General features: G+C 33.1%; 9 protein-coding genes. 6 read left to right on the forward strand and 3 right to left on the reverse strand.

Translation table 11 applies throughout. The features are described from left to right. The first annotated feature begins 26 nt into the window (after positions 1–26). The 6 genes from FUA22_RS01775 to FUA22_RS01800 all read left to right on the forward strand — a co-directional run bounded on the left by FUA22_RS01775 (position 27) and on the right by FUA22_RS01800 (position 15857). Positions 27–662 (forward strand): bifunctional 4-hydroxy-2-oxoglutarate aldolase/2-dehydro-3-deoxy-phosphogluconate aldolase, encoded by a 636-nt coding sequence (locus tag FUA22_RS01775; RefSeq protein WP_147765987.1) that lies wholly within the window; start codon positions 27–29, stop codon positions 660–662. 129 nt (positions 663–791) lie between these two features. Beyond that, positions 792–3044 carry a sulfatase-like hydrolase/transferase gene (locus FUA22_RS01780; RefSeq protein WP_147765989.1) on the forward strand — a complete coding sequence of 751 codons (2253 nt, stop codon included), beginning with the start codon at positions 792–794 and terminating at the stop codon, positions 3042–3044. A gap of 65 nt (positions 3045–3109) precedes the next feature. Beyond that, entirely contained in the window at positions 3110–6421 is a 3312-nt protein-coding gene (locus FUA22_RS01785; protein ID WP_170309818.1) for a VCBS repeat-containing protein, read from the forward strand. Positions 6422–6809: 388 nt separating this feature from the next. Next, positions 6810–9887 (forward strand): SusC/RagA family TonB-linked outer membrane protein, encoded by a 3078-nt coding sequence (locus tag FUA22_RS01790; RefSeq protein WP_147765991.1) that lies wholly within the window; start codon positions 6810–6812, stop codon positions 9885–9887. A 17-nt stretch (positions 9888–9904) separates the two neighbouring features. Continuing rightward, complete coding sequence (locus FUA22_RS01795; protein ID WP_147765993.1) at positions 9905–11473, forward strand: RagB/SusD family nutrient uptake outer membrane protein; 1569 nt, start codon at positions 9905–9907, stop codon at positions 11471–11473. A gap of 148 nt (positions 11474–11621) precedes the next feature. Next, positions 11622–15857 carry a hybrid sensor histidine kinase/response regulator transcription factor gene (locus FUA22_RS01800; protein ID WP_147765995.1) on the forward strand — a complete coding sequence of 1412 codons (4236 nt, stop codon included), beginning with the start codon at positions 11622–11624 and terminating at the stop codon, positions 15855–15857. 47 nt (positions 15858–15904) lie between these two features. On the opposite strand, the gene FUA22_RS01805 is transcribed toward FUA22_RS01800, so the two are convergent. The 3 genes from FUA22_RS01805 to FUA22_RS01815 all read right to left on the reverse strand — a co-directional run bounded on the left by FUA22_RS01805 (position 15905) and on the right by FUA22_RS01815 (position 22596). Further along, the gene (locus FUA22_RS01805) at positions 15905–17635 is read right to left on the reverse strand and encodes an FG-GAP-like repeat-containing protein (protein ID WP_170309819.1); all 1731 of its coding nucleotides are present in this window, start codon (positions 17633–17635) and stop codon (positions 15905–15907) included. A 188-nt stretch (positions 17636–17823) separates the two neighbouring features. Next, positions 17824–19092: a glycoside hydrolase family 117 protein gene (locus FUA22_RS01810; RefSeq protein ID WP_147765999.1), complete on the reverse strand. Its 1269-nt coding sequence runs from the start codon at positions 19090–19092 to the stop codon at positions 17824–17826. Between the two features lie 183 nt (positions 19093–19275). Continuing rightward, entirely contained in the window at positions 19276–22596 is a 3321-nt protein-coding gene (locus FUA22_RS01815) for a VCBS repeat-containing protein (RefSeq protein WP_170309820.1), read from the reverse strand. Positions 22597–22714: the final 118 nt, after the last annotated feature.

The raw sequence follows: 22714 nt of genomic DNA on the forward strand, positions 1-22714 counted from the left end.
TCTCTACTTTATTTACCTAAAACTTTATGAATAGAGAAACTATTGTAGAGATTGTTGAGCAAGAGAAACTGGTTGTTGTAATTCGGTTACAACATCAAAATGAAGTTGCTGGTGTTATTAAGAATTTAGTTGAATCTGGTATTAAGATTTTAGAAGTGACTTCTAATACTCCGGGTTTTGCAGAAGAAATCTCGAAAGCAAGAAAATTATACCCCAATGTTTTAATAGGGGCGGGAACAGTTATAAATTCTAAAATTGCTAAAGTTGCCTCAAATGCTGGGGCGCAATTTTTGGTAACGCCTAATACGAATGCTGAAGTTATAGAAGTAGCTCATAATAATGATATTCCTGTTTTAATGGGAGCTATGACACCAACCGAAGTTTGTAATGCAGCTGAAGCAGGTGCCGATTTTGTAAAACTCTTTCCAGCAGATATTTTGGGTGTAGATTATTTTAAATCTATAAAGGCACCATTGAATCATGTAAAACTTTTAGCCGTTGGAGGAATAGATTTAGACACGGTGGGAGATTGGTTAGCAGCTGGTGCAGCAGGTATTGGTATTGGCGGTGCGCTTACAAAATCAGTTACAAGTAAAGCTGAATTAGAAGCTGTTAAGAAAAGAGCAGCTCAATTTATTGCGCAAGTAAAAAAATATGAATAGCCTAATAATTTAGAAGATAGAGCTTGTGCAGTTTGGTTTAAACATTAAAAATAATGTCCAATAGGTAAGCTCGCATTTGCAGGCTTAAAGACGAGAATATAACAGAATGGTAATTTTTAGAAATAATATATGAGATTAATAACTTTAATATTTGCTCTTTTATTGTTGGGTTGTTCATCAAATAAAGCAAATAAACAGCCTAATATCATTTTAATAATGGCAGATGATTTGGGGTTCGAATGCATTGGAAGCTACGGTGGAACTTCATACAAAACGCCTAATATTGATAAGTTGGCACAAACAGGTATTCAATTTAATCAGGCCTATGCTCAACCACTTTGTACTAATACCCGAGTAAAGCTCATGACAGGTAAGTATAATTTTAGAAATTGGACTGCTTTTGGGATTTTAGATCCAGAAGAAAAAACTTTTGGTCATTTAATGCAGGATGCTGGTTACAGTACATGTATAGTGGGGAAATGGCAATTACAAAGTTATGACCCGGTTAAGTATCCAGGATCAGAATACAGACGCGATACCGGAATGAAAATAAGTGATGCCGGTTTTGATAAATATTGCGGGTGGCATGTTGGTCATACAGAAGATAAAGGTTCTCGATTTGCAAATCCAACGATTTACCAAGATGGTGAGTTTTTAGATACAACCAATGGAAAATACGGGCCTGATATTTTTGTAGATTATTTAAACGACTATGTAAACAGTCAGGACGATAAACCGTTTTTCGTGTATTATCCTATGGCTTTAACCCATGATCCGTTTTCGCCAACGCCGGATAGTAATATTTGGAGTGACGAAGAAAGAAGAATGGATAAAGCACCTAAATACTTTGCCGATATGGTGGAGTATGCTGATAAACTAGTCGGTAAGATTGTAGATAACCTTAAAGCTCAAGGTATTGAAGAAGAAACACTCGTTTTATTTTATTCAGATAATGGTACCCATCAAAGATTGTATTCTAAAATGGGTGACAAAGTGATTCAAGGTGGTAAGGGTTTAACTACCCAGGCGGGAATTAAAGTGCCTTTTGTAGCGCATTGGCCTGGGCATATTAAGGAAGGTCAACAAACTGATGAATTTATTGATGCTATAGACTTTCTTCCCACTATTTTGGATATAGCTAATGCTGAAATTCCAGATGATTTTCAAACCGATGGTGAAAGCTTTTTACCAATCTTAAATGGAGAATCTAAAGATCGAAGAGATTGGGTTTACATGAGTTATAATCCTAAACCAGGAGCAGGGAAAGATCATTTTCATCCAGCAGAGTTTGTAATGAATACTGACTATAAGCTTTATGGTGATGGTAGATTTTATAATATTAAGGATGATGTTTTAGAGGAATCTACTATTGAAGCAAATTCTCATGAGGAAAAACTTCTAAAGGAAAGATTTAATGGTATAATTGATTCTTTAAAAAAATACCCAACAGTAGGTCATATTGAAAGATTAGATTCAGCATTAGATTCAATAATATCAAAACATGCAAGAATAGATTTAGTAGCAGAAGGTTTTAATTGGTCTGAAGGTCCGGTTTGGCAACCTAGAGGACAGAATTTGTATTTTTCAGACGTGCCTGAAAATAAAGTCTATAAATGGAATGATTTAGATGGTTTAAGTGTTTATTTGACACCTTCTGGGTATTCGGGCGAGACTACTGAAGGGGGCCAAAAAGGGTCAAATGGTCTTGCCATTGATGCAAATGGGGGTTTAATTCTTTGTCAGCATGGTAGTAGATCTGTGAGTAGACTTGTGAGTTTAAAGGATTCGTTAAGCCCTGTTTTTGAACCTATTATTTCAAATTACAAAGGCAAAAAGTTCAATTCACCTAATGATCTTTTTTATGATAAAGATGATAATTTATATTTTACTGATCCGCCGTATGGTTTAGGGAAAAACGGAAAAAGTGATCTCGGATTTAATGGCGTTTATTTTTTAAGTAATCAAGGAGAGTTAAAATTAGTGGATGGCGATTTGCAAAGACCAAATGGTGTTACAGTTTCCAATAATGGTAAAATACTTTATGTTGCTGAATCGAATATTCCGAGACCAATAATATGGGCATATGACATTATTAAACCAGGTGTAGTGAAAAATAAAAGAATATTTTTTAATCCGGGGGAGATTATAAAGACTAGTGTAGCAAAACAAAATCCGGATGGTATTAAACTAGATCAACATGGAAATATTTTTGTAGCTGCTGGCGATGGAATTCTTGTTATTACTCCAGAAGGAAAGCATATAGGAACCATTAATACTGGAAGAACAACAGGAAACTGTGTGTTTACAGATGATTATCGATATTTATTTATTACTGCAGACAACTATCTTTTAAGAGTTAATTTACGTCCATATGCTAAATAATTTTTACTCAAATGGATGATGTTTTTATTACCTATTGATTAAATTAGTCCTACTTAAATCAAACAATGAAAAAGTTAATCCTCTTATTAAGTATTACGTTTTTAATAGTTTCTTGTAAAAAGGAAACCGAAACAAAAATCACTTCAAAAACTTCCTTTAAATCTTTAACAAAAGAAGATTCTGGAGTTTCATTTTCGAACGATATTATTGAGAATGATACCTTAAACTATTTTACTTTTCCCTATATGTACATGGGTGGTGGAGTAGCTATAGGAGATATTAATAATGATGGCCTATCTGATATTTACTTTACCGGAAATATGACTGATAATAAGCTGTATGTGAACAAAGGTAATATGCAGTTTGACGATATTTCTAAATCTGCAGGTGTTACTGGAGACGACAGATGGTATACAGGTGTGACCATGGCAGATGTAAATGCTGACGGGTGGTTAGATATTTATGTTTCTGTCTCGGGCTTATATGGCGAGACAAAAAATCAACTGTTTATTAATAATCAGGATGCTACGTTTACAGAACAAGCCGAGAATTATGGTCTTGCTGATGCCTCATATTCTATACAATCTACTTTTTTTGATTATAATAATGATGGTCTTTTAGATGTCTTTGTTGCTAATTATCCTATTGTGCCTGTGAGTCAAGGAAATCAATTTTATTTTGATAAGATGCAAGATAATAAGTTTGAAGATTCTGGTCATCTTTATAAGAATAATGGAGATGCCACTTTCACAGACGTTACTACAACATCTGGCGTTCATAATTTTGGAATGACTTTGGGTTTACTTGCTTCTGATTTTAATAATGATGGTTGGCAAGATTTATATCTATCAAATGATTTTAATGTGCCAGATTACTTTTACTTAAATAATGGTGATGGGACTTTTAAAGAAATTGTAAAAGAGGCTACAAATCAAACGTCAATGTTTGGAATGGGAATAGACGTAGCGGATTTCAATAATGATAAATTGCTCGATTTAGTTCAGTTAGATATGACGCCTGAAGATTATAAACGAGCAAAAACTAATATGGCAAGTATGAGTCCAGAAACCTTTTATGAAGGTGTAGATTTAGGCCTGCATTATCAGTACATGCAAAATACATTGCAAGTTAACAATGGGGTTGAAGATAATGGTATACCAATTTTTAGCAATATCTCTAGGTTAGCAGGTATGGCTACAACCGATTGGAGTTGGGGTGTGTTATTTGCAGATTTTGATAATGATGGTTTAAAAGATGTTATTGTTACTAACGGCATGAAGCGAGATGTGAACAATAATGATATAAATGAAAGAACTAAAGCGGAAGGTTTTTCAGCTTTAAATAAGTCTATAGATTACCGTCAATACCCAAGTACACCAATTGATAACTATGTTTATAAAAACGAAGGGAATTATAACTTTTCTAAAGCAAATAAAAAATGGGGTTTGATTTATGAAGGTTTTTCTAACGGGGTGTCTTATGCGGATTTTGATAATGATGGCGATTTAGATATAGTAATTAATAATTTGGGTGACGTAGCATCAGTTTTCGAAAATGAAACCAATGATGAGACTCCTCGGAATTACTTAAAAGTTAAATTTAAAGGACCTGAAAACAATCATTTTGGTTTAGGAGTTAGAGTTACTTTGAATACGGATGAAGGTGAACAATTCCAAGAACTGACTCTAAGTAGAGGATTTCAGTCTAGTGTTGAGCCTAAGCTATATTTTGGTTTAGGAGATTCTAATATTAAGGCATTGGAAGTGATGTGGCCCAATGGAAATGTTCAAAGTTTAAATAATGTTGCCGTTAATCAGGAATTAGAAATTCGGTTTGAAGATTCTAATCGAAAAGATAGTTCTACTGAAGAAAAATCAAAATTATTTAAAGATATAACAGAAGAATCTGGTATTAGTTTTAAGCATCAAGAAGACATATTTGATGATTTTTTAACGGAGCCATTGTTGCCTCACAAGAATTCAGCCTTCGGTCCTGCATTAACTGTTGGAGATGTAAATGGTGATGGATTAGAAGATTTTTTTATTGGGAATGCAACTGGTAGTTCTGCTTCAATGTATATTCAGAATGAAAATGGGTCTTTTAGTGTTATGAGTGGCCCGTGGGAAGCAGATGGAATATTTGAAGACACTGCGGCTTTACTATTTGATGCAGATAAGGATGGAGATAATGATTTGTATGTAGTTAATGGAGGTAATGATGCTACAAAGCCAGAAAGTTTCTACCAAGACAGATTGTATATAAATACAAAATCTGGATTTGTAAAAACGGATTCTTCAATGCCAAAAATCACATCTAGTGGAAATACTGTTGTTGCTGCTGATTTTGATAATGATGATGACTTAGATTTATTTGTTGGAGGGCGTATTGTTCCCGGAAAATATCCTTTTCCGGCTAAAAGTTATATTTTAAGAAATGATGGAGGTAAAGAAGAAGCTTTAAAATATACAAATGTAACAGACGAGATTCTGCCAGAACTTAATGATGCTGGTTTGGTGACTTCAGCGCTTTGGGATGATTTTAATGAAGATGGTAAAACAGATTTGATTATTACAGGTGAGTGGATGCCAATAAGATTCTTTGAAAATAAAGGAAAACATTTTGAAGAAGTAACCAAAAATATTGGGCTTAATGAATCTACAGGTTGGTGGTATGGTTTAGAGAAAGGAGATGTTGATGGAGACGGAGATACAGATTATTTAGCTGGAAATTTAGGGCTTAACTATAAATATAAAGCTAAAAAAGACAAACCGTTTGAAGTGTATGCTAATGACTTTGATGAAAACGGTACTATGGATATTGTTTTGAGTTATGAAAAGAACGGAAAACAATTACCATTAAGAGGAAGAGAATGTTCTTCTCAACAAGTACCAGCTATTGCAGTTCGTTTTGAAACTTTTGAATTATTTGCGGATGCATCTTTAGCTGATATTTACGGACAAGCTATGCTAGATCAATCTTTGCATTACGAAGCTTCAGTTTTTGAAAATTCTTGGATTGAGAATCAAGGCAATGGTAAGTACAAACTTCATAAATTACCAAAAGAAGCTCAGTTTACATCTATTAATGCATTTCAAAAGATAGATTTAAAAGAAACAAGCTTTTGTTTTATAACAGCCGGCAATTTATATAATGCCGAAGTTGAAACTCCAAGAAATGACGCCGGGGTTGGATCGGTTATTAAATTTAACGATAAAAGAGCCCTAAATTTATTACCAACAAGTACAACCGGTTTGTTTGTTAAAGGTGAAATTAGAAACCTACAAACAATTCAACTAGGAAATGATGGTCAACAAGGTGTGCTTTTTGCACGTAATGATGATACTTTAAGATTAATGCAAATCAATATTGAACAATAATTTAGAAAGATCAATAAGATATCTGTATTGGGTCTATTATTCTCGTTCTTTTTTTTCAATTTCCCTATAATTCTATTCTAATAAGTTACCATGGCATTGTGTAGCCTTCGCTGTAATTTTCATAACGTTTTTCTTGTAAGAATTCTTTCGAATATTTTGGAATTCCTTGATTTTAAAGGGTTCTGAATTAATTGTCCATATAAATGAACATATTTTCCCAAAGGATAAAAAGTCAAATCTGTTACTTTGGACTGAGCATTTAATGTCGAAAGTGTGTCTTGATGTTTCAGATTTAAATTCCGAAGAAATCAAAAAACATTTAGGATTAATTTCAGTAGTTAAACTAGCTTATCAAACTAAATTAAATAACTAAAACTTCAAAACGCTTATGAGAGTATTAAAATTACTTAAGAAGAAATGTCAACATCGCGTTTTTATGTTTGCAGTATTGTTACTGGCCGGGGTCTCGGTTGGTTTTGCTCAAAACATAAATATTAGTGGTGTTGTTAGCGATGAATCAGGTCAACCATTAACGGGGGCTAACATCTTGGTAAAAGGAACTACCAGTGGAGCACAAACCGATTTTGATGGTAACTATTCAATCTCTGCAGCAGGTGATGCTACACTTGTTGTAAGTTACTTAGGGTTTATAACCCAAGAAGTAGCTATTAATGGCAGAAGCCAGATTAATGTAACCTTAGCCGAAGATGCTAGTCAATTAGACGAGGTGGTAATTATAGGTTACGGTACTGCAAAGAAATCAGATTTAACAGGAGCAGTTTCTGTTGTTGGATCTAAGGATATTGAGAAATATACCTACAGTGATGCATCTCAAGCGCTACAAGGGCGTGTTGCAGGTGTTAGTGTGCAATCTCAAGGTGGTGCACCTGGAGCTGGATCTAATATTCTTATTAGAGGAGCTTCTTCTTTCACAAACAATGAACCATTATATGTAATAGATGGGATGATTACTGGAAGTATGAGTTCTATTGCACCACAAGATATTGCATCTGTATCTGTATTAAAGGATGCTTCGGCTCTTGCAATTTACGGGTCTCGAGCTGCAAATGGTGTAGTTATTATTACAACTAAAAAGGGTAAAGGAGGAAAAATTAACATTTCATTAGATACTAGTTATGGTGTTCAGAAAGTTATTAACACCTTTGATTGGGCTGATGTAAATCAGTATGTTCAAATTGTTAATAGAGCTAATGATAATGATGGTTCTGCTAGATATCCTGCTAATGATTCGCAATTTGACCCAAGTTACAGCAGTAATTTGTATGACGAATCTTTGAGAACTGCTGAAGTTAAAAATACAAACGTTAGAGTAACAGGTGGAGGAGAGAATACAAATTACAGTTTGTCTTTCACTCAGTTTGAAAATGAAGGTATTGTAAAATTTTCAGATTTTAAACGACAAACATTAAGAGCAAACGCTGGAATTACTAAAGGGAGATTCAAGTTGGAAAATACTATTGGTCTTACAAGAACAGTTAATAATCCTAATAATTATTTTAATAAGGAAAGAAACCTACTGCCTACTATTAGACTAAAAGATGATGATGGAAATTGGAGTACGTCTGATTTAGATGCAAGAGGTGTATCTGGAACCCTTGGTACTTTTTACGGACAAGGAACTATAATAAATGAGTTAGGTTGGGCAGCTGAACAAGATAGAACCAATACAAGAAACTCACTTTTAGGTAACATTGCCATGTCTTATGAAATTATTGATGGTCTAACGTACAAGATTAATTTAGGTTTAGATCATTTTAATGCTAATAATTATACGTTTACACCTTTGGTGCCTGTAATTGTAGGTAATGGAGGTAACGATAATCAATCTAGATTACAAGAAACAAATACAACCTTTACTTCAACTTTAGTTGAACATACTTTAAACTACAATAAGAGCTTTGGTGATCATAATATTGATTTAATAGCTGGTTTTACGGAGCAAAAAACACACTCCAGATCATTAGGTGTTGATGCGAGAGATTTTCCTAATAATGATATTAGAGTAGCATCAGCAGCTCAAACTTATGTGGAAGTACCATCAAATGATGTTACCACAGCTATTCATTCTTATTTAGGACGATTAAAGTATAACTTTGCTGATAGATATTTATTAACAGCCTCTGTTCGTCAAGATAGATCGTCTTTATTTAAAGAAGGATTTAGAGATGCTACCTTCCCATCTGCAGCTATTGGTTGGAATGTAAGTAATGAACCATTTATGGAAGGTTTTGATGATTTAACTAACATTAAGTTTAGAGCAAGTTATGGAGAGGTAGGGTCTAATAATGTAAATGCCTACCAAACAGATTTCGTGATTGACTTTTTTAGTGAGTATATTTTAGGAGAAAACCAGCAGAGAGAGACTGGATACGCTATTACTAGAATGGTAAATCCACTTATAAGTTGGGAAACTACAAAAACTATAAATTTTGGTTTAGAGTTTGATGCTTTAGATGGTAAGTTGAGTGTAACTATGGATTATTTTAAGAATGAAGTTGAAGACATTCTTTTAAGTGCACCTCCGGTATTTTATTCAGGATTTGGTAATAACTTCCCGCAGAATATTGCTACCATAGAGAATAAAGGATTAGAATTTTTAGCAACCTATAGAGATAATATAGGTGATTTAAGTTTCTCTGCAACAGCTAATTTTGCGGCAATTACTAATGAGGTTACATCATTAGGAAGTAGCACACGTTTGGTTCAAGGGTCTTTTACATCTAATACTATTAATAGTTTAGAGATTACACCAGGCCGTCCAGTGAGTTCTTTCTTTGGTTGGGTAGTAGATGGTATTTACCAATCTGATGCCGAAGCAACTGCTGCTAACGATCAAAAAGGAAATCCAAGAGCAGGAGATTTAAGATTTAAAGATATTGATGGCGATGGAGATATTGATGATGATGATCAAACTGCACTAGGGTCAGGTATTCCAGATTTTGAATATGGTCTTAATTTATCAGCTGAATATAAGAATTGGGATTTAAACTTATTCTTTAATGGTGTTTCTGGTAACAAAATATTAAATGGTACAAAGTATAGAGGTTATTTTGATTTCAATGGTAACTATTTTGCTGATGCATTAAATGCTTGGACACCATCTAATACAAATACAAACATTCCTAGAAATACACAGGCAGACCCTGGTTTTAACAGAAGAATGTCAGATTTCTATTTAGAAAATGGATCTTTCTTACGATTAAGAAATGCACAAATAGGATATTCAATTCCTAGCGACATATTGGATAAAGTTAAATTATCTAAGGCTAGACTATATCTTTCTGCAACAAATTTATTTACCATAACAGATTATACAGGATACTATCCTGAGGTAGGTAGAAACGGAAGAAGTTCAAACGGTAGAGCGGTTTTAAATACCGGTATTGATGAAGGGTCTTACCCAACACCAAGAACATTTCAGTTAGGTTTACAAGTTTCGTTTTAATACAAAAAAATAGAATTATGAAGAAAATAAATATAAAAATATCAATTACAGCTCTGTTTTTACTTGGTGTAGTGGGCATTGTGAACATTAATTGTTCAGATGATGTTTTAAACCAAACAAACCCTAATAAGTTGTCACCAGATACCTTTTGGCAAACTGAAGGTGATGCAGAAAAAGGTGTTATAGGAGCTTATAGTCCATTTACACATATTTGGTATTATACCAGATTTGAAATTTTTGCCTCTGATTATAGAGATGACTTGATTAATGGTTTTAATACTTCTGAGCGTACTGCCGCAGGTTATTTTAGTGCAACATCAGATAGTAATGCTGCACGTTGGGTTTGGCAAGCTATGTATCAAGGTGTAGCAAGGGCTAATGAGGTTTTAAGACATGTTCCGGAAATAGAAATGGATGCTAGTTATAGAGATAATATTGTTGGTGAAGCTTACTTTATTAGAGCCTTTAATTATTTTAATCTTTTAAATAGCTGGAGGAATATACCATTGATTACAGTGCCATCAGCTGAGGTAGATTTGTTTACTGTGGTTCAAGCGGCTCCTGAAGAAGTTTGGGCACAGATAGAATCTGATTTACAAATGGCAAAAAGCATGTTGCCAGCTTCATGGTCATCGGACCAATTGGGTAGAGCAACGTCTGGTGCAGCTGCAGGTTATTTGGGTAAAGCATATTTATATCAAGGTAAATGGGCTGAGGCAAAAGCTGAATTCCAAAGTGTAATGACTAGTGGTACCTATCAGCTTATGGATGATTATGCTCATAACTTTACTGAAGAATTTGAAAATAATGCTGAGTCATTATGGGAAATCCAATTAGTTGCTGATGGTTTAACAGGTTGGGGAGCAGATGCTCCTAATAGAGGTAAAGGTGCTGGTTATCAGCCAGATTTAGCTCCAAAAGGATATACCAACCAAAATGGAATGCGTATTAATGATTGGGCTTTAAATTTGTTCTTAGATGAGCAAACTATAAATGGAGAAATTGACCCTAGAGCATATACTACTTTATTCTGGGATACTGATGAAACTACTGATTATGAAGGAAAAACATTAGCGTCAAGAACTTATGAGAACGCAACATATGATGAAGCGTATCCTGCAGGTGATGGTAATATTTATGCTAATAAGTTCTTAGATTGGGAATTTAACGGACATGCACATTCCCAAGATCAAGGTGGATGGCATGGTGCTGGAAATAATTTAAGATTATTGCGTTATGCAGATGTACTTTTAATGTTTGCTGAAGCAGAATTCAATTTAAATGGGTCAACATCTGCTGCTTTAGATGCTATTAATCAAGTGCGAGCTAGAGCAGATATGCCTGCACATGCTAGCATTACTATGCAAGATATAGAGGATGAGCGCATAAAGGAATTATCATTTGAGCGTTCAAGGTATTTTGATTTGTTACGTTGGGGTAGAGTGAAATCTAGAATTGTAGATAATCCTGATTTAAAATCAGAAAGTGCAGGAACAGCTGCATACAAGCCTGGAAGAGAGTATATTGCTATTCCACAAAATGATGTGGATAGAAACCCTAACTTAAATCAAAACCCGGGTTATTAATAATTATTTTAGTTAGTCAAATTCATATTTTTTAGAATTGTTTTAGTTTTTAAAACGACTCGGGATACTAGTTGTCTTGGGTCGTTTTTTTAGTTTCAAAGTTTTTTTGTGGTAGTCTATTTGGTTATTTTTAAGGCAATAAGTTAGTATGATTAAATTCTTATCTTTTTTTTACATGTTTTTCAATAGAGGATTTTGCATTTTTTTATTGCTTTTTGCCTGTAGTATAATATGTGCTCAATCTCCTGAACTTAAATTTGAACATTTTATTGATGATAAGGGCTTAACCCAAAATACTATTATGGATGTTGCCCAAGATAAAGATGGGTTTTTATGGATTGGTACTGCAAATGGTTTATATAAATATGATGGTCAAAGATTTACTATTTATAGAAACAACCCAAATCAACCAAATAGCATTGTAAATAATGTTATACACAAATTAGAGGTTGATGAAAACAATGTTTTATGGATTGGAACAGTTGGAGGTTTATGCGCTTACAATGTAAAAAAACAACAATTTTTCAATTCAAATAAAGATTTATCGGATAAAGATATAACGGCTATTTATACTGATAAATCTGATGGTTCAGTGTGGGTAGGTACAAATAAGTCAGGTGTTTATCATATTTCAAAACCTGATACGGAAGAAGAGAGTGTTGAACATTTCATCTATCAACCTAACCAAACAAATACAATTAATAGCAATACGGTACTATCAATCGCTAAGGATAGATATGATAACCTTTGGATAGGAACGGACAAAGGAGTGAATAGAATGTTCATGTCTACATCAGATTCAAAAAATTTTATGCATGTAAAGGGTTTTGATAAACCCGTTAACTCCATGCTGTTGGATAAGAAGGGAAGACTTTGGTTGGGAGAAAGAGGAACAGGTGTATGGAGCTTAGAAAAACCAACAAGTGTACATGCTTTAGATAAGATAAGTTTTAAAAAACACGACCTTAATCTAGATACTTTCTATGAGGATTTTGGTAAGATAAATGGGATAGAAGAAGATGTAAATGGGAAACTCTGGATAGGTGTTTACGGCTACGGATTATATCATCTTAATACTGAGACTGCAGATTTTAATATGTATACGCCCAATGATATGTATGAAGAGAGCCTTAGTAATAGACGAATACAGACATTGCTAATTGATAAAACTAATGTAATATGGGTTGGTACTGAAGTTGGAGGTTTAAATAAAAGTGATTTACAGAAGAAGGATATTTACTTTTTATCCAGGAATATGCGTACAAATAATACTTTAAGTAACGCATCTGTTAATGCCATATTAGAGGATGATGATTTTTTATGGATTGGTACTGAAAATGGATTAAATCAAATTGAATTTAAAGATAATTATAAGTTACCCAGTATAAAACATCATTTGTACGAAAAGGATAGTGAGTCAAACAAATCCATAAAATTGCAATCCATTAAATCTATCTTTAAAGATAATGATGGTGATTATTGGATGGGAAAGGATGTAATTACACATATGTCGGTAAACGATGCCTCAAAAAAAGTTTCTATTACTGAAACAGATTTGTCTTTTCCTAATGTGTTTTCCATTCTGCAGGATAGACAAGGTGCTTTATGGTTCGGTTCATTTGGAAGTGGTTTGGTTAAATGGGAAAAGAAATGGAAATCTAATAATGATTTTGATTTTTCAAATGCTAAGCATTATAAATCTGATTTAAACAATGAATATAGTATTGGTGGAGATTTTGTTAGTTGTTTATTTGAAGATAGTAAAGGCAACTTATGGGTAGGAGCCTTACAAGGAGGCTTGAGTGTTTTGGTTAAAGGGAAAAATGGCAATAATGATAGGTTTGTAACTTATAGTCATAACTTAAACAACCCAAATAGCTTAAGTCATAATTCGGTATTTGCTATACATGAGGACAAAGATGGTAATTATTGGATAGGTACATTTGGAGGTGGTTTAAATAAAATGATTTTATCTGAAAATGGTAATCCCGTTTTTGAACACTTTTCGGAAGAAGATGGTTTAGCGAATAATGCTGTATATGGTATTTTGGAAGATGAATCAGGTAAATTATGGATGAGTACTGACAACGGAATATCTTGCTTCAATCCTAAGGATAAAACCTTCAAAAATTTTAATAAAGGTGATGGACTTCAAAGTAATAACTTTAGAAAAAATGCCTATTATAAAAATAAACATGATTACTTATTTTTTGGAGGTTTAAGAGGACTGAATATTTTTCACCCTAAAAACCTTAAGGATAATGACATATTAGCTGAACCAAAACTTACAGGTTTTAAAATAAAAAATGAATTAGTTGAAATTGGTAAGGAGTATAATGGGAGAGTCATTTTAAATCATGAAAAGTCAGATTTGGGTGATGACCTAGTTAAGCTAAAACACCATGAAAACACCTTAACTTTTGAGTTTGCGGCATTGCACTATGCGGCTCCAGAAAAGAACAAGTTTCAGTATCAGTTAGTAGGGTTTGATAATGTTTGGCAAGATGCTAAAGGACTTTCCTTTGCCCATTATACTAACCTATCTCCTGGAACCTACACTTTTATAGTAAAGGCGTCAAATAATGATGGGGTTTGGAGTGAGGTTTCGACTCTGTTTAATTTTAGAATAAGTCCTCCATTTTGGTACACCTGGTGGGCATTTGTACTTTATATATTGCTGTTAACAGGAGTGATATTTGCTATTATTTCATACTTAAGCCTTCAAGAAAAAGAAAAAGCTGCGGTGAAAGTTCAAAAGGAAATTGAACAAGTAAATCGATTAAAACTACAATTCTTTACTAATATTTCGCATGAATTTAAAACACCAATTACGCTTATATTAAATCCAATAGAGGAGCTTTTAGAATCTATCGGTAGTAATGTTTCAATGAAACCAAAATTACAGATTATTCAGCGTAATGCTAATTCATTATTAAGGTTAGTACACCAATTAATGGAGTTTAGAAAGATTGAGGTAGGAGAGACTAAATTGGGGGCCACAAAATCTAACATTGTTAATTTTGTGCGAGAAATGACTTATTCGTTTAAATCATCTGCAAAAAAGAACGAGTTAGATATAAGTTTTGAAAGTGATTTAAAGACATCAGAAATTTGGTTTGATTGGGATAAACTTGAAAAGATTTTGAATAATTTAATATTTAATGCTATAAAATTCACTAATCCTGGTGGTCAAATAAAAGTAATAGTAAGCAAGGATATAGGCACCAATGAAATTAAGATAAACGATAAGGATTTTAGTGTTAATTATTTAAAAATTGAAGTTGAAGATGATGGCGTTGGCATTAGTAAAGAAGAGTTGCCATTTGTATTTCATAGGTTTTATCAAGTAAATCAAACAAGAAAAAGAACGCGTAAGGGATCTGGTATTGGGTTAGCAATTACTAAGGATTTGGTTGAATTACATCATGGTATTATTGAGGTAGATTCCATTCAGGGAAAAGGAACCACATTCACCATTAAATTACCAATGGGTAGTGAGCATTTATTACCTGAGGAAATGATTGAAACAGCCGTTTCTGATGTTGTTACTAATTTTGATGTGGAGCTAGAAGAATCTATGGAAGAATTAGAGTTTGATCAAGATTCTGCTGAAGCTAAATTAGAGAACACGGTTCTGGTTGTTGATGATAATCTAGATATTCGATTATTAATTAAAGAAGGGTTTTTGGGTAGTTATAATGTTCTGGTGGCTGAAAATGGGAAAGAAGGTCTCAATATAGCTTTAAAGGAAATGCCAGATTTAATAATTAGCGATATCCTTATGCCCGAAATGGATGGCATTGAATTATGTGGAGCACTAAAAACTAATATAAGGACAAGTCATATTCCAATAATATTACTTACTGCACTTAATTCTGTAGAACACCGTATTGAAGGTTTAGAGTCTGGAGCAGATGCTTATATTCCAAAGCCTTTTAAAATGAAGTTGTTGTCTGTTAGGGCAGAAAAGCTTATAGAAACTAGAGATTTAATGCGCAAGCGTTTTCAAACGGAAAAAGAATTGACTCCTGAAAAGGTTACTTTGAATTCATTGGACGAGGAATTTTTGAAGAAAATAATGGACCTCATGGAAGAAAATATGAGTAACGATTCCTATTGGGTAGATGATTTAGTTTCTGATATGAATACAAGTAGATCCACATTTTTCAGAAAACTTAAAAAGTTAACAGGTCAATCACCCAATGACTTTATTAGAATGGTACGTTTAAAACGTGCGGCTCAATTACTTGAACAGAATGAATTAACAATAGCCCAAGTAAGTTATAGGGTAGGGTTTGCAGATCCTGGATATTTTGGTAAATGCTTTAGAAAGTTCTTTGGTGATTCACCTTCAAATTTCGTTAAGAAGAAGACCTTATCTTAGCGTGTTTTAACTTTTGGTTAAAGATTTATTCCTCATTAATTTTATAATCATGGTGTATATACAAGCTTACCTATTTTGGTTTTGTTGTTTAGACTAAATTTGTAGATGTAAATTCCCGGAGCAAGGTTTAAATTGTTTTTGTTCCCATTCCAACGTTTAATCCAATTGCCTTCAGGGATTTCTTGTTTTATTTGATCTATTTTAATCCCATTTATATTGAAAATTTCAATTTGGAGTAGAACAGTTGAAACCTCTTCACTTTTAACATGGAAATCTACAAAGTTCGAAAACGGGTTTGGAATAGTAGTGACCTCTAAATCATCTATGGACTCATTTACTATTTCATCAATGATTTCTTGATTTTCGTTTTCAGAACCTGGTACATAGTTGTCACCTTCGACCATACCTTGTAGTTCAACAACCTTTATCTTTTGATTTTTTGCAATATCATAAATGGTCTCCATAGAGCCATTAGACCATTTTATGCTTAGACTATCAATCTTATTAGAGGTTCCAAAACCAATATGTACGGGTTTAATACTTTGACCCAACATGGTAGATCCGTGATTCAGCCTAGTATAATGCTTACCAGAACTTGAGGCGCTTACAATAGCTCCAAAACCATTTCTGTTCGAAGTTGTGCCTTCCAAACTAACTTGAATCCAGGCATTTGCGGTTGCCAAGGTGTTTTTATAGAGATATGGAGAGTTATTGGTGTTGCATACAAGTATATCTAGTCTTCCATCATTGTTGTAATCAAAAACTTCAGCTCCCATTCCATTGGCAATACCATTTGCGTTTGATTCCTTTGACCAATTTTGAAACTGAGTTTCGCCTTCTGTTCTTAGGTTTTTGAATAACACATTTTTATAATGTAACTCATTATCACCATTAACAATATATAGGTCTTGGTCACCGTCATTGTCAGCATCAAAGAAATGAGTTCCCCATCCAAAATGACCATTTTCTACACCTTCTAGCATTGAGTTGTTTTCAAACATCATATTTGTATTTCCTTTGAATAAAGGGTTAATGATGCTTTCGGCAATGTTTGTGACATAAATATCAAAAACGCCATCGTTGTTGAAGTCTCCAATTGTAGATCCCATGCCACAGCCTCGGTTTGTTAAACCATATTCTTCAGTAGATTCTATAAAATATTCACCATTATTATTAATATAAAATTTACTTAAACCAAAATCATTAACTACATAGATATCTGTCCATCCATCATGGTTAGCATCAATTGGTAAAGAGGACCACGTTCTGCCTGGGTCATTCAAATTTAAGGCGCCAAGTATCTCTTGAAAAGTGCCATCACCATTATTTTTAAAAAGTCTATTTGGTATATCTAAATAGTTTAAATATAAATCTAAATCACCATCATTGTCATAATCCCACCATAAACCACTGGTGTTATTACATTTAATACAAGATGTGATTCCGGAAGACAAAGTGAGGTCTTTAAAAGTGCCGTTTTGCATGTTATGATATAGCTGAGTGCCATCTTGGTGAGTTAGTAAAAGATCAGGGTAACCATCATTATCATAATCACCCCATGAAGCCCCAAGTTTTAAATCTGAATTTGTACTATTAGAGTGTTGCATATTGAAACCTGCTTCTTCAGTTACATCTTCAAACCTACCACGAGTATTTTTTAGTAAACGACTCCAAGTAGATTTGTCACTTGAATTAAATGATTTATATGCTACTATGAAGACATCTAGATTACCATCTAAATCATAGTCGGCCACAGCATTTCCATAATTTTCATTCATGGAATTGAAAACATTAATAAACTGTTGCTCAAATTGTTGTGTAAAACCTTGGTTGCAGACAATTAAAAAGAAAAAAACAAAATAAAAATGCAATTTATACATAACCTTAAAATTAATGTTTAAGGATTACAGCTAAGGGTAAAATCAAATCAAATGAGAGTAATTTTTAAAAATTCGACAAATGAAGTTTAATTTTCTTCTAATCGTTTTCTTTGTTCTTTAGTCAATCCAAACTTAAAATAAATTTCTGTGTCATTAAGAATATCACTGTCTTTCATTAAAGGATCATGAGTATCTAAGCTTAAATCACAATCAAATCTAGCTAGTATACTATAACTTTGGCAAGTACCTCCTCGTTTTAGTACATCTCTAAAATGGCATAACCCCCAAGTAATCCCTCTGCCATTACCATTATCTAGAAAAGCATCTGGGATATGAGCTCCTGGTGCTATTGGGAATATTGAAGAGATAGCTGCTATTTCAAAATTAACGCCATCAGGAGCATATTGTATAGTGTTATGTTCAAGACCATGTCTTCCTACTAATGCAGCAAGTCCTTTTTTAAAAGGAAATAATGCTGTTTCATGCCCTGAGTTAATTACTGGATTTAAAGGGTGTTTTTTAAAAGGACCGAATGGATTATCAGCTAAAGCTAATCCCTGAGCTCTTACTCTTGGATCACCTCCCATTTCGCCTTTATAATACATGTATATTTTATTTTTATAGACTAAAGGGTATGGGTCATGTATCTTATAATGATCCCATGTGTTTTCGGGACCGTTTGGAAGTACAATTTTATTTGAAGGTGTCCAAGGACCGTCTGGAGAATCTGAAACCGCAACTGATACGGCGCAATCATCTCCAGTTGTTCCAGGTGCCCCTGGCATTACTGTATAAGCTTGATAATATAAATAGTATTTGTTTTTGTAAACAAGAATATCTGGAGTTGAAATAGAGCGCCACCCGGCGTATGGTTTCTCCATTCTGGTTACTGCAACACCTTGTTCTTCCCATACAAAACCATTTTTGCTTGTTGCATACCATATTTCAGATAAATCCCAATCTCTATTAGGTATGGTATCATTCCCTCCATTTTCTATTGGAGGGCTTGATGTCTCTCTATGTGTATACCAAACATAATACTTTCCATTTGCCTTAATCACTTTAGAAACATCTCGCCTAGAGATTGTTCCATCATTATTGCCGTAATCAAAACCTTCAAGTGGTGTGTATTTAAAAGTTGAAAATAATTCGTTGTTTTCAACTTCAAATCCTTTTATTGTGCCATCATAGATTCTATTGAAAGCTGCACTCAAAGCTATTTCTGGTTTTGTTCTTGGTACATTACCATATGGAAAATCACTCGAATTTACATAGCTTTCTTTTTTAATTTTTGATTCCTTGTCGCAAGAGAATAGTATAACCAAAAGACTAATTAAAACAATGTTTGATTTCATAATTTTTGTTTTGATAAGGATTTGATGTACATGGGTATTCTATTATTGATTTTAATAGATGATATAAATCAAAAACTGTTATTTATTTAGTTATAAATGTATGGAGTATACTATTTGAAGAAGGGTAATATTATTCCAAAAAGAAGTATTTCTAAAGCATAACAATTAGGTTGCCTTATATAGTTAATATTGGAATACTTGGATGTAACTATTGTTATTGCCAATTAATATAGCATTGGCTTTACCAATTTTAATTTTCTTCATGTCTTTAGCATCAAATGGAGCATAAAAACCACTTTGGTTTATGGTTTGAGGTTTAAATTCTCCACTTCCATTACCTTTTAAAAAAAGTCCTATTCCTGCATCATTACGAGGCGTTTCAATTTCAGAGGCATATAAGTTTCCAGAAATAAGAATATCTAAATTATGGTCCTGATCAAAGTCTTCAATAATTATATTGTTGATACTTGATGTTTGAGCCAAATTGGGTAACGGATGAAGTTTAAAATCTTTTCCACTAATATTTTCAGCATAATAAGAAGCGAAAGAATAAGCTTTAAGGTTAAGAGCATTATTTAAATCATCTCCATAAATATCATTTAAGTTTGAATTACCGAAAGATTCAAAAGTTGGAAATTTATTCTTTAGTGATGGAATTTGTTCCATTGAACAAGATCTACCTCTAATAGGATAAACTTGTCCGTGGTCATAATAACTTAATACAATATCATTTGAACCATTTTTATCAAAATCATAGCTATGAACCTGAAAAGGTGTGTTTTCCGATGCCTTATATTTATAATTTAACCCTAAGTTGCCAATAACCAAATCATTATCACCATCACCATCCATATCAGCACTAGAAACTTTGTAAAACCAACCTTCGGAATTTTCTAAACCTTCAAATCTATGTCTTCTAAACTTTCCAGTTCCGTCATTTAAGAAGGTTAGAATTGGGGTCCATTCTCCTACAACAATTAAATCTAGTAGGTTGTCATTATTTATATCTACCCAAGTAGTTGATGTAATTAAACCAATATTGTTTAAATCAGGAATTTTTTCCTTGGTAACATCCTTTAGAACACCGTTTTCATTTTCTAATAATTTACTACTAGTAGGGTGAGGGTACTTACCAGGTGTTAATCTGCCACCAACAAAAAGATCTATATCACCATCACCATCAAAATCCACCTTTTCAACTATCGAACCGCTTATTTTGTATTTAGGTATTCTATTCTTGTCTTTTTTGAAAGCACCTTTACCATTATTTATATAAAGTCTATCATGAAGAAGATTACTGTTTATGTCAAACTCATTACCACCGCTTACAACAAAAAGGTCTAAATCGCCATCATTATCAATGTCGAAAAATGTACTACCCATGTCTTCACATTTTTTATCTTCAGACCATGGACCATCTTCTGTTTCTGTAAAAGTACCATTGAGATTTTGATAAAAAAGAACACCAGATTTCCCCGCAGAACCACCAATAAAGAAGTCATCTAAATCATCTCCGTTTACATCGCCAATAGCCATGTATGGTCCAAATTGTGACATTTTATGAGGTAATAGAACTTCTTTTAAATAATCATTATAATTATTTTCTTCATGCTTAAAGTTCAGATTTAGGTTCTTTGAAATGTCTTGAAATACAAAAGAGTTAGGTATTGGAATTCTCTTCTTTTCAATATTTGATGGTTTAATAGTTAGCTGTCGATTTGCCTTTACATCTTTAATAGAGGTTATCTGGCCTCCTGGCCATGTTACTTCAATTTTATCAATATGAGTTTCTTTACCAAGTCCAAAATGTGCAATATCTTCACTTTTAGACATATACCCTCTATTGTTTGACAATTCAACCATTTGCCATAAGGAGTCATTTTTAAATAGTTTTATCCTTGAGCCATAAATATTAGAGTGTTTTGGCATTTTCAATTTAACTTGTAAAAAGTTACCAATATTCCGTTCTGTGGTGTTATTTCTATAAATAAAAGCTTCTTCATCTATATTATTGACAACAAGGTCTAAGTCACCATCTAAATCTAAATCTGCATAACATGAACCGTTAGATAGGGTGGGAAGATTAAAACCCCAATCCTTTATTTTGTTTTCAAAAGTTAAATCGCCATTATTTTTATATATGTAGTTATTTAATTTGTCTTCAGGAGCCATTTTTGCAAGTGCTAATACATCTACAACATCTTGAAATCGTTTGTTTTGATTTTTAGCTTCAATTTCAATACTATCTAGAATGACTTCGTATTTATTGTTTACGTCACTATACCTCATGTTTCTCTTTATACCATTAGTAACAAAAATGTCCTTGAGGCCATCATTATCAAAATCAGCAATTAAAGGGCCCCAACTCCAATCGGTATTAGAAACACCAGCTAATTGAGCTAAGTCACTAAAAGTACTATTGCCGTTATTATGCTGTAAGGTGTTAAACATATATTGGTAGTGCCAGCCTCTATCTACAATAGCCCAAAAATCCTCTGGATTCATACCGCCCATGTTGGTTTTTATTCTCTTATGATCTTCGGCAACCATATCAACCACAAAAATGTCAAGGTTACCGTCGTTGTCATAATCAGCTATATCGCTTCCCATGCTAAAGTTAGAAATGTGCTTAAAAGATTGGTTTGCAATATTGGTAAATGTGCCATTTTCATTATTCTTATACATGAAATCAGGCTTGTCATAATCGTTTGTAATATAAATGTCCGGCCAATTATTATTATCAATATCTCCTATGCTAGCCGATAATCCATGAGCCAAATTTTTAGTCCCTGATTGATTAGAGACTTCTACAAAACCTTTATCGAAACCTAAATTTTTATAAAGTTTGTCACTATATAGAGGGTTAACATTTTTTAAAGGTGTCTTTCCTCCAGACCTATTACCGTATCCTGGAGGTTGATTAACTAAATACATGTCTACAAATCCATCTTTATCATAATCAAAGAAATTAGCTTGAATAGAGTTTCCAGAGTCGTTAATTCTATATTTCTTTCCTTGCTCACTAAAAGTATTATTACCGTTATTAATAAAAAGTAAGTTATTACTATGATTTTTTTTGTTAGGAACATTTTTGCAAACATAAATATCTTGATAACCGTCTGCATTAACATCGGCAAAAGTGACACCAGTAGACCAAGAATTTATCTTATTGATTCCAGCTTTTTCTGAAATATCTTCAAATACCAAGTTTCCTTTATTTAAGTATAATTTATCTTTTACTTGATTCCCTGCAAAATAAATATCTGGTAGTCCATCATTATTAATGTCTCCAATAGCAACACCTGCGCCTGTGACGAAATTCTCATTAATAAGATGATTCTCCTTAGCAGTTTCAATTAAGTTATTTGAAAATGTTATGCCTGTATGATTAGAGTTTATTAACGAAAAATGCTTGTCATTTTCTGATACAGGTAGTTTTTTTTGTGGAGGGCAAGAAAAAAATAAAGACACTCCAATTCCTAATAATATATTACGAAAAGTCAATATAGATCTTGTGTAATTTAATTGAAAATGTACCATGGTGAGTGTAATGTCATTAATTGACTTTAAGTGAAATTAATAATTATTTGCTAATTATTTAGGGCTTAAGAAGGATTAATTC

The organism is Seonamhaeicola maritimus (assembly GCF_008056315.1).
Lineage (GTDB): Bacteria > Bacteroidota > Bacteroidia > Flavobacteriales > Flavobacteriaceae > Seonamhaeicola > Seonamhaeicola maritimus.